This is a genomic window from Pigmentiphaga aceris, from assembly GCF_008119665.1.
Taxonomy (GTDB): Bacteria; Pseudomonadota; Gammaproteobacteria; order Burkholderiales; family Burkholderiaceae_B; genus Pigmentiphaga; species Pigmentiphaga aceris.
On record NZ_CP043046.1, the window covers coordinates 4,792,869 to 4,807,542 of the forward strand.

Sequence of the window (14,674 nt, forward strand, 5' to 3'; positions counted from 1 at the left end):
GGCCACGTCAGATGCGGTGTTCAGAACACACTGATCAGCGCAATGCTGATCAGTTCGCCACCAGCACTGCGAACGGCAAACCAAAGACGGCATCGGCCACACGCACCCGACCATCCAGCGGTGCAATGCTGCCGGAAGCCGTAACCGACTCGAAGCGTCGGCCTTCCAAGGCATCGGGAAGGATGACGCAGGTATCTGCCCAATCCAGCGTGGACGCAACACCCGAACTATCCAGGCGATCTGCCATGTACAGCGGCACCACCACCAACATGCTTGCCTGCGCATCGACCCGTGCAAATGCCAATGCATGGTGCTTGGCCGCCCCGATGATCTCCAGCGGCACATAGTCACCCGACGCAAACAACGCAGGCAGGCGACGACGCAGACCCAGGATGCGGCTGATCGTGTGATGCTTGACCCGACCGCTTGGCCAGTCCGCCCACAATTCGTCCACCTCGGCCGGCATCGATTCCGCAGCGCGTCGCGCCGTGAAATCCACCGGGCGACGATTGTCCGGGTCCATCAGGCTCAAGTCCCACCAGTCGGTACCCTGGTAGATGTCGGGCACGCCAGGCACGGTCAGCTTCAATACGGTCTGCACCAGGCTGTTGACTGCCCCGGCTGTCGCAATCGACTCCACATAAGTCAGGATGTCCGCCAAGGCATCCGCGCCCTGTACCGGATCGAACAGGCGAGTCAGGAAGCGCGCGCCAGCAGCTTCGTAGTCGCTGTCCGGGTCGAACCAGGTTGAACGTTGCTTGGCTTCGCGCAGGGCTTTCTGCTGCCATGCGATCAGGCGTTCCGCAAACGCTTGCAAGGCGGGGCCGTCGTCCAGCCTGAGCGACAAGGGCCAGCTGGCCACGATGGTCTGATACAGCAGATAAGCGTCCGGGGCATCAAGCGCCACCTCCCCGTGCTTGGCAGCCGCTGCTGCGTCACGTGCCAACCAACGTTCAATCGTTTGCGCCCACTGCGCAGGTTGATTGCTTAATACAGCCAGCCTTGCCCGGGCATCTTCGCCACGTTTGTGATCATGCGTTGCGGTGGCAAGCATGGCGTTTGGCGTGGTGGCCAGCCGCTCGGCATTGCACTGGTGGAAATCCGCCACCGACAAAGAGAACTGTCCCGGGTCGGCACCAACTTCATTACGCGACAGCAGCCGGCCATAACGGAAGAAGGCCGTATCTTCGACCGACTTGGCGGCAAGCGGCGAAGTCAGTTGCTGGAATCGACGCGCTACATACAAGCGTTGCTCACATTCCGGCGGCGGGAAGTCTTGCGGGGCGTCGCCACCCAACCAGCCATCCAATACCTTCAACAACTCGATATCGGTGCCACGCAGATTCGCGCGAGCGGCGTCGGCCGCACGATCGAACACCGCCTGATCGGTCTCGGACCGGCCATCCAGATCGACGTAGGTGCGATACACCGGAACGTGCAACAGCAGCTCACTCAGCACACGGCGAATCGCCACCAGACTCCAGTCACGCGATTCCGGGTGCATGCGTGCAATCGATTGCAGCACACGCGCTACGGCCTCGACCTCGCCTGCAAAGTGCTGGGCGATCAACAGCCTGCGCGCATTGATCACATGCTCATCAAAACGCAGCGTGCTGCCGCTGACTCGCTGCCACAACGCGGTCAGCCGAGCCTCGCCACTGGGGTCGTGCAGCAAGGCACCCACCTGGTCCATGAACTCGTAACCGGTGGTGCCGTCAACACCCCAACGCGGGTCCAGCGTTTCGTCGGCAGCCAGGATCTTTTCCACCAGGATCACTGGTGCATCCTGGGCCAGTCGGCCGGGCCGCTGCGATTGCAGGGCTTCCAGTCGCGCACGCAGCTTGCGTGAATAGGCCAAGGGGTCCGACAGACCATCGATGTGGTCGATGCGCACACCATCGATCCAGCCCTCGGCATACAGACGGAACACCAGTTCGTGTACTGCCTCGAACACCTCTTCCTGCTCGACGCGCAGACCCGCCAGATCGGTGATCTCGAAGAAGCGCCGCCAGTTGATTGTCTCGGGGGCAGTGCGCCACCAGGCCAATCGGTAATGCTGTTTGTCGAGCAGGCTGTCCAGGTGTTGCCGACCGGCAACCTGCAAGGGATCGTGCGCGGCCAACGCATCATTGATCGCCTGCTTGCCGGCGGGCGTCTGGGCAGCAAGCTTCAGGACTTCACGCGCCTGCTCGCGCTGGGCGGCGGTCACGTCCTCGCCGGCCAGATCATCGAAGAAGGCGGCCATGGCCAAGGTCGCTTCGTCCAGCAGGGGGACACCGGCACGCAGGATCGTCCCGAAGCTGCCTGGCGTAAGCGGATACCGGGTCTCATGATAGGCAAGATAGAACTGGCCGGTGTCGGCATCGAAGCGCAGATGCAGCGTGCCGCTGTCCAACACCTTGCCAAGCTGTTCACCCAGGAAAGGAGCAAGCACCTTGCCGTGCAACCAGGGATCGTCTGCTTGCCAATCAACGTCGAAATAGCTGGCATAAGGACTGTGCGGCCCCCACTCCAGCATGCTTTGCCACCAGGCTGTTTCCGGGCCGCTGGCCATGTGATTCGGCACGATGTCCAGAATCAGCCCCATGCCTGCTTCGCGCAGGCTGGTGACCAGGCGATGCAATGCCGGCTCGCCGCCCAGCTCGGGGCTGATCAGGCTGTAGTCGATGGTGTCATAGCCGTGCGTCGACCCCTTTCGCGCGCGGGTCAAGGGCGATGCGTAGAAGTGGCTGACGCCCAGCCGCGCGTAGTAGTCGACCAGCGGGACGGCGGCATCGATCGGAAAATCGGCGTGAAACTGGAACCGCGCCGTTGCGCGCAACAAACTCATAGTGAAGTCCGATGATGCAGGATAGGGGCCAGGCGCTGTACCACCTGCGGATCGGCAAACAATTGCTCGACCGGGGTATTCAGACGCTGACGCCAGTTGGGATGAGTATCAATAGTGGCCGGCAGATTGGGTTGTTCAATCACCCCCAGCAGGTCTTCGACAGGCAGGATGAGCAAGGGTGCAGGTGTCTTTGCCAGCAGATCGAACGCAGCCGCAATCGGCGCGTCGTCGGGCAAAGCACTGCCAGCGTATTCATGCGCAAGTGCCCGCCACAAGGCCTGCTTGTCCTGTTCACGCTCGGCACGTTGGGTGGACTCGTCAATATCGCCCAGCATGTCGAGCTTCACCCGCCAATCGATGTCGCGACCTGCCCACCAGCCGGTGATGGTCGGCAGGTCATGCGTGGTGGTCATCGCAACGTTGTTTGCGGTCCAGTGTTCCGGTGCACGGAAGCTGCCATCTGCGCCGCGCTCGAACCACAGCACACTCATGCCCAGCATGCCGGCGCGCGCGATGCGTTCGTCAAACCCTTCCGGGACCGTGCCAAGGTTTTCGCCGATCACCACAGCGTCATGCCGCCAGGCTTCGAGCGAGATCAGGTTCATCATGTCATCGAACGGGAAGGCCAGGTAAACCCCCTCGGTCGGTGACGCACCTTCCGGCACCAGCCACAGACGCTGCAGTCCCAGCGCATGATCGATGCGCACGCCGCCCGCGTGTACCAGCGTGGCACGCAGCATTTCAATGAAAGCCGCAAAGCCGTTCTGACGCATGGCACGCGGCGAAAACGCCGTCAGTCCCCAGCCCTGCCCTGCCCGGTTGAACAGGTCAGGCGGTGCCCCCGGCGACAGGCGATCCAGAATATCGGCCTGACGGCTCCAGGCATGACTGCCCGACGGATCGGTACCCACCGCCAAATCGGCAATCAGCCCGATCGACATGCCGGCTGCGCGCGCTTCACGTTGCGCGTTGGCCAATCCACGATCAGCCAGCCACTGCAGGAACAGCTGAAAGCGCACTTCGTCGGCATGCTGACGGGCCAGGCGCGCCACCGATTCCGAGCGTGGATCACGCAAGGGAAGCGGCCAGCTGTGCCATCCCTCGCCTTCCACCCCGCCCCCCTCGGGCAGCGACTGCAACACCTCAAAGCGAGCATGGCGCTCCAGGGCCTCACCACCGCGTTCGCGGAAGCGTTGGAAGTCCTGTACGTCACCAACCGCTGCGTTTGCCGGGAAACGATCGAACAGATATCGCAAGATCGCGCGCCGAAGCTTGGCCACGCCAACCCAGTCGATCAAAGGCAAGGATTCCAGATGCGCAAGATCGTCTTCCAGCCCAAGCTCGGCAACAGCTTGCGCGTACTTCTCTTCACCGAACACCGCCGCCGGATCGATGAAGAGCACATTGATGAACAAGCGGCTGGACGGCGCGTAGGGGCTGAAACGTTTGGGGTGCGCACCGAATGCCGCATGTACCGGGCTGATGGCCAAACCGCAGGCCCCCTGCGCACCGGCAACACGTGCCAGCTGCGCCAAGGCAGAGAAGTCGCCAATCCCAGCGCCGTCAGCGCGTCGCAGGCTGTACAACTGGGCAGCCAGTGCCCAGTTACGGCCTTTGCCAGAGGCAGGATCAGCAGCAGGAATCGAGGGACTGCGCACAGGCGTAATCGCCAGCGTGACATCCTTGTTGTCGATCTCCAGGCGGTGATAGCCCGGCTGCGACAGCGCGGGCAGACGCGTACGCTCGTCGTCAACGCGCTCGGCTTCTCCGGTCAGTTCCGTGCCGTCTTCAAGCTCGATCCGGTAGCCGATACGGGGCGTCGACAAGGCCAAGGGCAGCTCGACAGGCATGCCGACCTTGCCAGTCACCAAAGGCGGCAGGGTCTTTTTTTCATGCGCCAGTTTTTCCAGGCTTTCGGCAGCCTGCTCTGGCGTATCGCCAGGCAAGCCCAGGGCCGACAAGACGGTGCGCAAGGTATCGTCCGACACCGTCTGCTGCCGGCCCGATGCGTCGGTCCAGTTCACCGACAGGCCGGCGGCTTCGGCCAGCGTTTTCAGCGTGTCATTGCTTTCAGCGAAATCAGTCATGGGCATCTCCGCCAGCATCGATGGACGACTTGGCGTTTGCCTGTCCGAGCGCTGCGCCTTCTGTGCCGGCAGACATCAACCAGACCACTGCGCTGCCGGCAGGCACACTGCCCCCCTGTACGGCAGACGCTGCACCGGGCAGGCTCTCGTGCAACAGCTTGGCATCCAAGGCAGGCAGATCAGCCGTTACCGCATGATCCTCGCCCAGGTTCAAATAAATGCGCAGGTGACTGCCATCGCCCAATTTCCACTGCGCCATGACGGATGACTCACCCAGCACCAGACTACGTTCGGCGCGTGCACCGGGAAGACGCGGCACGATCTCCTGCGCACGCAGCGCAAGCAGTTCGCGGGTGAGCGCAAGCCACGCCTGATTGTCGGCAGACTTCTCTGCTGCAAACGGGTTGGAATGCGTGAACGTCGATGCAGCGTTTGGATCAGGAATTTTCTCGCGCCGCACCGGGTCGGAAAACGCGGCGAAGTGGGCAAACTCACTGCGACGGCCTTCGCGCACGGCATCGGCCAGCTCGTCGTGGTGATCGGTGAAGAACAGGAACGGCGTGGTCGCGCCAAATTCTTCGCCCATGAACAGCATGGGAATCTGCGGCCCCAGCAACAGCAAGGTATACGCAGCACGCAGCGCATCAGGCGGCGCAAGCGTCGTCAGCCGCTCGCCCAAGGCACGGTTGCCGGTCTGGTCATGATTCTGCAAGAACAGCACAAATGCAGTGGGCGGCAAATAGCCGCTGGGCTCACCACGCGGTGCGCCTTTCTTGTGTACGGAAGGCTCGCCCTGGTAGACAAACCCTTCTTTCAGGAAACGCGCCAGCCGCTCGGCAGGACGATCGATATAGTCTTCGTAATAGCCTTCGGTCTCGCCCGTCAGCATGCGATGCAGGATGTTGTGCCCGTCATCGTTCCACTGGGCAGTGAAGTCCGCAGCCAAGTGGCGAGCACCGTTGGTTTCGTTTTCCAGCACCAGGTGGATATGTCGCGACGGACCGACGGATTCACGCAGAAAGGCGGCCATCTCATCGAGCCATTGCGGGTCGGCAATCGCGTGCACGGCGTCGAAGCGCAGGCCGTCGAAACGGAAGTCCTGCAACCAGTACAAGGCGTTTTCTGCGAAGAACGCGCGTACCTCGGGCCGACGAAAATCGATGGAGGGTCCCCACGGGGTCTTCACGTCTTCACGGAAGAAATCCTTGGCGTAGGCCGACAGATAATTCCCATCGGGGCCGAAGTGGTTGTAGACCACATCCAGGAACACCATCAGGCCCAGACCATGCGCAGTATCGATCAGTGCGCGCAGTTCGTCGGGCGTACCGTAGGCGGCATCCGGGGCATACGGCAAGACGCCGTCGTAACCCCAGTTTCGTTTGCCCGGAAAATCTGCCACCGGCATCAGCTCAATCGCAGTGATGCCCAACGCAGCCAATTCCGGCAACCTTGCAGCAGCTGCTGCAAAGCCGCCCATCACCCCCACGTGCAATTCATACAGCACCGTTTCGTGCCAGGGACGACCACGCCAGTCAGCGTGCTGCCATGCATAGGCGGTGGGATCGACCACCACACTGGGGTCGTGCACATCGCCAGCCTGCGCACGTGACGCCGGGTCTGGCACCAGCAGTTCCGGTGACACACGGTACCGGTAACGCGCACCCGCACCGCACGCCATCACTGCTTCGAACCAGCCCTGCCCCACTGCCTGCATGACAACGGGTGCCATGCCCTCGACTTCTACCGAGGCAGTGGTCAAGGACGGTGCCCAGAAACGAAATCTTGTCTGATCGTGCGCAAGCAAGCTGGCACCGAATTCGGCACCCGCTGCCACAGTAGACACCGCTGACATGCTTACTCCGTCGGCGGCGAATCAGCCGGCTGGTTGTCGGGTTGATCGTTGGTCTGGTCGTTCGGTTGGTCGTGTGCCTGGTCGTGCTTTTGTTCCGCGTTGGCGTCCTTCGATTCATCCGGCGCGTCCTCGAAAGGCGCATCCAAGGGCAAGCCACTCAGCAAGACCACCGAGCGCCCCTGCACCGAAACGGGTCCATCCACCGACACGTAGATATCGGCATCAGGCTCCGCCGTATCGACCACCAACTTCCATTGCAGTTGCGGATCGGGCATCTTGAAATCAACCGCGTCCGCGCCACCATTGATCAACAACATGGTGACGTCCAGACCACCGCGCTCGTCGCGGGTGGTGCGGCGCAGGGCCAAGGTGCGGTTCTCGGGGTCGTGCCAGGCACCATCGTGATTCCACTCGCCATTGGCATTGAACCAACCCACGGCGATCAAGCCGTCATAGACTTCCTGATCGCCGATCACGAAGGTGGCACTGCGCAGGCTGGGGTGATTGCGCCGTACCTGCACCAGCTTGGCCACGAAGCTGGTCAGCTCGCGGCCTTCCGGCGAACGGGCAGTGTCCCAATCCAGGTGGGAGATTTCGTTGTCCTGGCAGTAGGCGTTGTTGTTGCCGCCTTGCGTATTGCCGAATTCATCACCGGCCAGCAGCATTGGCGTGCCGTGCGAGAACAGCATGGTTGCCAGCAAAGCACGTTTGACGCGGCCACGCGTCTCATTGATGCCTGCGTCGTCCGTCGGGCCTTCAGCCCCCCAGTTGTTGCTGAGGTTCTCGCTATGGCCGTCGCGGCCCTCTTCGCCGTTGGCTTCGTTGTGCTTTTCGTTGTAGCTGACCAAGTCATGCAGCGTGAAGCCGTCGTGCGAGGTCAGGAAATTCAGACTTGCCCACGGGCGGCGATGGCGGTGATTGAACAAGTCACCGCTGCCAAGCAGACGCGCCCCCAGATCAGGCAACTGACCCGGCTCGCCGCGCCAGAAGCGACGCACGCCGTCACGGAACTTGTCGTTCCACTCGGCAAACCCTGGCGGGTGATTACCCACCTGGTAACCGCCAGGGCCCACGTCCCAAGGCTCGGAAATCAGCTTCAGGCGTGACAGCAGCGGGTCTTGGCGCACGGCATCGAAGAAGCCCGAACCGGGGTCGAAGCCATTGGGCTCACGACCCAGGGTCACGCCCAGATCGAAGCGGAAGCCGTCTACCTGGTAGGCAGTCGCCCAATAGCGCAGCGAATCCATCACCATCTGAATGACACGTGGGTGCGACATGTTCACGGTGTTGCCGCAACCGGTTTCATCGATGTAGTAGCGCTTATCGTCCGGCATCAAGCGGTAGTAGCTGGCGTTGTCCAGGCCACGCCATGACAGCGTCGGGCCAAGATGATTGCCTTCGCAGGTGTGGTTGTAGACCACATCCAGAATGACCTCGATACCGGCCGCGTGCAGGCGGCGGATGGCCACGCGCATTTCGTCCAGACCACCGCTCGACATATAGGCGGGTTCCGGTGCGAAGTACGACAGCGTGCTGTAGCCCCAGTAGTTGCGCAGTCCGCGTTCGATCAGGAACTGGTCCTGCGAGAACGCATGTACCGGCAGCAGCTCAATGGCAGTCACGCCCAGCTTCTGAATATGTTCGATGAAGTAAGGGTCGGCCAGGCCAGCGAAGGTGCCACGCTGGTTGCCACGAATGTCGGAACGCCCCGCCGATACGCCACGCACGTGGGCTTCGTAGATCACCGTTTCAGCCCAGGGCGTTTCCGGTGAACGGCTGCTGCCCCAGTTGAAAACATCGTCCGCCACCACGGACTTGGGCATTGCCGGTGCGCTGTCGCGACGGTCAAAACTCAGGTCGCCGCGACCGTGGCCCATGCGATAACCGAACAAGGCATCGGTCCAGCGAATCTGGCCAAGCATCTTCTTGCCGTAGGGATCGAGCAGCAGCTTGTTCGGATTGAAGCGATGACCATTGCGCGGATCGTACGGACCATGCGCACGGAAGCCGTAGACCAGCCCGGCGTGTGCATCGGGCAGATAACCGTGCCAGACCTCGTCCGTGCATTCGGGCAATTGCAGCCGCTTCAATTCCTTGCGACCGGTGGGGTCGAAAATACACAGATCCATGCGGGTGGCGTTGGCCGAGAACACCGCAAAATTGACACCCAGGCCGTCGGACGTAGCGCCGAGCGGATAGGGGCGGCCTGCCAGCAGGCGGTCGGGATAGGAGGCTGACATGGGTGTTTATCCTTCGGGCTGCAAGAGCAAGGTAGCAAGGGGGGGAAGGGTCAGTGACAGCGAGAAAGGATGACCGTGGGCAGGAATTTCTTCCGCCTGACGTGCCCCGGCATTACCGACATCGCTGCCTCCGTATGAAGCGGAATCGGTATTGAGCACCTCGCGCCAGCGGCCGCCGTGCGGCACGCCGATGCGATAGTTTTCGCGCACGACAGGGGTGAAGCTGCTGACCGCCAGCACGTCACCCGAAGCGTCGCGGCGCAGGAATGCAAACACGCTGTTGTTGGCGTCATCGCCAATCAACCATGCAAAGCCTTCGTGTACGTCGTCGCGCGTGTGCAGCGCGGGAATCTGTCGATACGTGCGGTTCAAGTCGCGCACCAGGCGTTGCACGCCTGCGTGCAAGGGGTCTTCCAAGCTGCCCCAGGCAATTTCGGCATCGTGATTCCACTCTGCCACCTGGGCCAGCTCACCGCCCATGAACATCAGCTTGCGGCCCGGGTGCGCCCACATGAAGCCGTAGTAAGCACGCAGGTTGGCAAACTTCTGCCAGCGATCGCCGGGCATCTTGCCGATCAGCGATCCCTTGCCATGCACCACTTCGTCGTGCGACAGGGGCAACACGAAGTGTTCGGTATGCGCGTAGACCATGCCGAAGGTCATGCTGTGATGATGGTGGCGGCGATAGATCGGATTCAGTTCGACATAGTGCAAGGTGTCGTGCATCCAGCCCATGTTCCACTTGTAGTGGAAGCCCAGGCCACCCTGCTCTACTGGTGCCGTGACGCCTGGCCAGGCCGTCGATTCTTCGGCAATGGTGACTGCGCCCGGCACACGCTCGCGCACCGTGGTGTTCAGTTCACGCAGGAAGGCGATGGTCTCGTAGTTCTCGCGGCCACCATGAATGTTCGGAATCCATTCGCCTGCCTTGCGGCTGTAATCGCGATACAGCATCGAGGCCACGGCATCCACGCGCAGCCCGTCGATGTGATAACGCTCCAACCAGGTGAGCGCACTGGCGATCATGAAATTACGTACCTCGTTGCGACCGAGGTTGTAGATCATGGTGTTCCAGTCTGGATGGAAACCTTCGCGCGGGTCTTGGTATTCGTACAGCGCGGTGCCGTCGAATTGCACCAGGCCGTGTGCGTCGTTCGGGAAGTGGGCAGGTACCCAATCCAGAATCACACCGATGTCTGCCTGATGGCATTGATCGACAAAGCGCGCAAACGCTTCCGGCGATCCGAAACGCGAGCTGGGCGCAAACATGCCCAGCGGTTGATACCCCCATGACCCCCCGAAGGGGTGTTCCATCACAGGCATCAATTCGATGTGCGTATAGCCCATCTCGACCGCGTAGGGAATCAGCCTGTCGGTCAGGGTGTCCCAGGTGCAGTCACCGGGCTTGGTGTCGCGCAGCCACGACCCTGCTTGCACCTCGTAGATGGACATCGGCGCGTCGTATTGCTGGCGCGGCCCACGGCCCGCCATCCAGGCCGCGTCGTTCCACACGAAGTCTTCCGCAGCGGACACCACCGAGGCAGTTGCGGGCGACACCTCGGCCTGATGCGCCACCGGGTCAGCCTTGGTACGCACCTGGCCGTCCGATCCCAGAATTTCAAACTTGTAGGCAGACCCTGCACGCACGCCTGGAATGAACAATTCCCAGACGCCCGCGCCGAAGTGCACCCGCATCGGGTGACGGCGGCCGTCCCAGCTGTTGAAATCGCCCACTACCGATACGCGACGGGCATTGGGTGCCCATACGGCGAAGCGCACGCCGGCCACGCCATCGACGTCGACCAGGTGCGCGCCAAGCATGCGATCCAGTTCAGGGTGGCGTCCCTCGGACAAGGCTTGCAAGCCGTCGGCAGGCAACTGCACGCCAAAGGCGTAGGGGTCATGCGTGTCTTGAATGCCGCCAGGCCATTGGATACGCAGGCGGTAGGCCGTGGCTTGGCCAGCGTTCAAGTCAGTGTTCAGCAGCGCGGCAAACATGCCGTCACGTACGGACGGAAGCTCGATGTCGCTGCCGTTGTGAGTGATCAGGGTGACGGATTCGGCACCCGGCAGGAAGGCACGTGCCTCCGTGCCACCCGGCGTGCGATGCACGCCGAGTACGGCAAAAGGATCGTGGTGTTGGGCGCGCGCAAGCAGGTCGATGTCGCGAGCCAGCGCGTCGGCCAGCACGTAATCCGTCTCAGACGTCGCGGTCATCGTTGTTTCTCAGTGGCATGGTGTTCGGGGTGTAGCAATCGGGAGGCCAGCTCATGCAGACCTCGCACGGGGATACCGATCCAGGTGGGTCGATTGGCTGCTTCGTAGACGATTTCATAGGCTGCCTTCTCAACCAAGGCAAGATCCAGCGCGGCACCTTCGGTCTGCGTGTTCAACCACGGATGCTCGGCGCTGCGTGCGCTTGCAAAATACGCATCCAGGAAGGCACGGGACGCGCTGTCACGGAAGCGGCCCAGCAGATCGAGACGACGCTGGCGCACGGTCTGCGCCGCAGGGACCGCCGATGCGCTGGCCGGGTCAGCCTGCACCTTGGCCGGGTCCTCGGGCTTGTCCAGCGATGCCACGGCGTAATCGAAGGAACGCAGCAAACCGGCCACATCGCGCATCGGGCTGCTCTTTTTGCGGCGTGCCTCGACTGGCCTGGCAGGCTCGCCCTCGAAGTCGATCAAGTAGGCGTCGCTCTGTGCGACCAGCACCTGACCAAGATGGAAGTCGCCGTGGATACGGATCTGCTTGTCACCCACGCCGAAGTCGGCAAGGCGACCAATCACGTCGAACAAGTCTTCGCGCTTGGTGATCAGGTCTTCAGCCAATTGACGCACGGCCGGGTCCGCCCATTCGCGGGGCTGGGCCAATGCATCCAAGGCCTTCACCAGCATGTCGCGCACTTCTTCGGCACGTGTCTTCACGGCCGATGCATCCAGCGTCTGCGGTGCAAATGCCTCGTCGTCCGACGGCGCAGCCAGCACGGCGTGCAGCTCGGCAACTCGGGTACCGATTGCGGCAGCCAATGCGCCGTACCCAGCAAGTTCTTCTTCGTAGCTATCAACGGTTTCACCCGTCAAGGCCGCGTTGTCCAAGGTGCCGTTCAGATAATTCAGGGTCCATTCCCAGGCATTGCCCTGGTTGGGAATATTGGCTTGCAAAATGGCCAGCGTGTAGGGCGTTCCGCCTTCACCGATGCGCACCAGCTCACCCACCAGCGCACCAATGTTGCGGTAGCCGCGTGCGGTCAGATAACGCGTCATCTCGGCTTCCGGGTGGATGCCCGGCACGATGCGGCGCACCACCTTCAGCATGAGCTTCGCGTCGACGATCAGCGAGCTGTTGGACTGCTCGGCCGACAACCAATTGATAACCGGTTGCTCAGAGAAAACGATGTCGTCCAGGCCGGGTTCGGTGCGGAACACCAGTTCAGCGGTCGTCCCCAGTTTCAACACACTGCGCTTGCGCCAATGCTCGATCATGGCCAGCGCAAAGGCAGGTGTGGCGAACGCGTCGGTCATCTTGCCGACCTGCGGACCACGACGCACACCGGCCAGCGCAAGCTGCTGTTCAAGCGGGGACATGTTGTCGTCCCACACCAGCTTGACCGGCAGTGCATAACGCTCGGGTTGCCCTTCGACAACCGCTTCGATCTCGGCGAAATACAGGTCGCCGCGATTGCCCGCAAGCGGTGCGGCGTGCACCACGCGGGCGGAATCCAGATGCCGATCCTTCGACGCAAACCAGCGACGACGCGCCAGGTAAGCAGGCAAGACTTCCAGTTCGAGCGACTTGCGCGAACCTTCCATCAATTGATAGCCCTCGCGGTCACGCAGCACCAGGGTCGCGAACTCGGGCATCTGTTCCGAGGTCTGGGTATGCCAGGACGGCGGTGCGGCCTCCGAACTCAGCTCGAACCAATAGAAGCCGTAAGGCGGCAAGGTCAGCAGGTAGGTCAGTTCGCCAATCGGCGGGAACGGCGTTCCACCCAGCAGCTCAACGGGTACCCGACCTTGGTAGGTGGACAAGTCCAGTTCGACTGCCTGTGGGGCATTCGACAGATTGACCACACACAGGATCGTGTCGCCTTCGTACTCGCGCACATACGCCAGAATCTTGCGGTTGCCTGGGTACAGGAAGTTCAGCGAACCCCGACCGAAAGCCTGATGCTGGCGACGCTTGGCCAGCATGCGGCGCATCCAGTTCAACAGCGAATGCGGGTCGCGGTGCTGCGCTTCCACGTTCACCGCCTGGAAGCCGTATTGCGGGCTTTGCAGCGCGGGCAGCACCAGGTTTTCCGGGTCGGCACGCGAGAAACCGCCATTGCGGTCAGGCGACCATTGCATCGGTGTGCGCACGCCATCGCGGTCACCCAGGTGAATGTTGTCACCCATGCCGATTTCATCGCCGTAATAGATCACCGGCGTACCAGGCATCGACAGCAACAGGCTGTTCATCAATTCGATGCGGCGGCGATCACGTTCCAGCAGCGGTGCCAAGCGGCGACGAATGCCCAGGTTGATCCGCGCACGTCGGTCGGCAGCGTAGAAATTCCACAGGTAATCACGCTCCGCGCTGGTCACCATCTCAAGCGTCAGCTCGTCATGGTTGCGCAGGAAAATTGCCCATTGGCAGTCGCCCGGAATGTCGGGCGTCTGCCGCATGATGTCGGTAATCGGGAAACGGTCTTCACGCGCGATGGCCATATACATACGCGGCATCAGCGGGAAGTGGAAGGACATATGGCATTCGTCGCCCTGCCCGAAATACTCCTGTGCGTCTTCGGGCCACTGATTGGCTTCTGCCAGCAGCAGCCGGTTCTTGTAGGACGCATCCAGATTCGCGCGAATCTGCTTCAGGATGTTGTGCGTCTCGGGCAGGTTCTCGTTGTTGGTGCCCTCGCGCTCGATCAGGTAAGGCACGGCGTCCAGACGCAGGCCATCGACCCCGAGGTCGAGCCAGAAACGCATGACCCCAAGCACTTCTTTCAGCACCTGCGGATTGTCGAAGTTCAGGTCGGGCTGATGCGAATAGAAGCGATGCCAGAAGTAGGCATTGGCGACCGGGTCCCAGGTCCAGTTGGACTTTTCGGTATCCAGGAAAATAACCCGTGTGCCCGAATAGGCCTGGTCATTGTCGGACCACACATAGAAGTCGCGCTCGGGCGATCCGGGCGGCGCATTGCGCGCGCGCTGGAACCACGGATGCTGATCAGAGGTGTGGTTGATCACCAGTTCGGTCACCACGCGAATGCCACGCGTGTGCGCTTCCGCAATCAGGCGACGCAGGTCTGCAATAGTGCCGTAATCGTCGTGCACACCACGGTACTCGGCAATGTCGTACCCATCATCACGACGCGGCGACGGATAGAACGGCAGCAGCCAGATGGTGTCGACACCCAGTTCCGCGATGTAGTCCAACTTGGAAATCAGGCCGGGGAAGTCACCGATGCCATCATTGTTGGAATCGAAGAATGACTTCAGGTGCAACTGATAAATGACGGCGTCTTTGTACCAGGTCGGATCGTCCTGGTTCGACGTATTGACTTGCGGAGCGCTGTTTTCCATGGGTGTCTGTTCTTCCGCTTGTATGCGGCGGTGCGCCGCTTTATATATCGCTTGGTATGCCTTTCATCGGTCGGTGCATGGGCTCATGTTTGAGC

General features: G+C 61.7%; 6 protein-coding genes. All 6 read right to left on the reverse strand.

Going from position 1 to position 14,674, the window contains the following annotated elements:
- Positions 1–49 precede the first annotated feature (49 nt).
- Genes treY through treS form a run of 6 tightly spaced genes read right to left on the reverse strand, consistent with a single transcriptional unit; the run spans position 50 to position 14,579 of the window.
- Complete coding sequence (treY, locus tag FXN63_RS20745) at positions 50–2,830, reverse strand: malto-oligosyltrehalose synthase (RefSeq protein ID WP_148817084.1); 2,781 nt, start codon at positions 2,828–2,830, stop codon at positions 50–52.
- Positions 2,827–4,917: a 4-alpha-glucanotransferase gene (gene malQ, locus FXN63_RS20750; protein ID WP_187394967.1), complete on the reverse strand. Its 2,091-nt coding sequence runs from the start codon at positions 4,915–4,917 to the stop codon at positions 2,827–2,829. Before malQ ends, treY begins: the two co-directional genes overlap by 4 nt.
- Complete coding sequence (gene treZ, locus FXN63_RS20755) at positions 4,910–6,769, reverse strand: malto-oligosyltrehalose trehalohydrolase (protein WP_148817089.1); 1,860 nt, start codon at positions 6,767–6,769, stop codon at positions 4,910–4,912. Before treZ ends, malQ begins: the two co-directional genes overlap by 8 nt.
- A gap of 2 nt (positions 6,770–6,771) precedes the next feature.
- On the reverse strand, positions 6,772–9,009 hold the full coding sequence (gene glgX / locus FXN63_RS20760; protein ID WP_148817091.1) for a glycogen debranching protein GlgX: 2,238 nt from the start codon (positions 9,007–9,009) through the stop codon (positions 6,772–6,774).
- Positions 9,010–9,015: 6 nt separating this feature from the next.
- The gene (gene glgB / locus FXN63_RS20765; protein ID WP_148817093.1) at positions 9,016–11,226 is read right to left on the reverse strand and encodes a 1,4-alpha-glucan branching protein GlgB; all 2,211 of its coding nucleotides are present in this window, start codon (positions 11,224–11,226) and stop codon (positions 9,016–9,018) included.
- Positions 11,223–14,579, reverse strand: a complete 3,357-nt coding sequence (gene treS, locus FXN63_RS20770) for a maltose alpha-D-glucosyltransferase (RefSeq protein WP_148817095.1) — start codon at positions 14,577–14,579, stop codon at positions 11,223–11,225. The genes glgB and treS overlap by 4 nt, the downstream gene beginning before the upstream one ends.
- Positions 14,580–14,674: the final 95 nt, after the last annotated feature.

Excerpts from the sequence above, each read along its gene's own strand:
- treY (WP_148817084.1), bottom strand. The coding sequence starts at position 2,830 with ATGAGTTTGTTGCGCGCAACGGCGCGGTTCCAGTTTCACGCCGATTTT.
- malQ (WP_187394967.1), bottom strand. The coding sequence starts at position 4,917 with ATGACTGATTTCGCTGAAAGCAATGACACGCTGAAAACGCTGGCCGAA.
- treZ (WP_148817089.1), bottom strand. The coding sequence starts at position 6,769 with ATGTCAGCGGTGTCTACTGTGGCAGCGGGTGCCGAATTCGGTGCCAGC.
- glgX (WP_148817091.1), bottom strand. The coding sequence starts at position 9,009 with ATGTCAGCCTCCTATCCCGACCGCCTGCTGGCAGGCCGCCCCTATCCG.
- glgB (WP_148817093.1), bottom strand. The coding sequence starts at position 11,226 with ATGACCGCGACGTCTGAGACGGATTACGTGCTGGCCGACGCGCTGGCT.
- treS (WP_148817095.1), bottom strand. The coding sequence starts at position 14,579 with ATGGAAAACAGCGCTCCGCAAGTCAATACGTCGAACCAGGACGATCCG.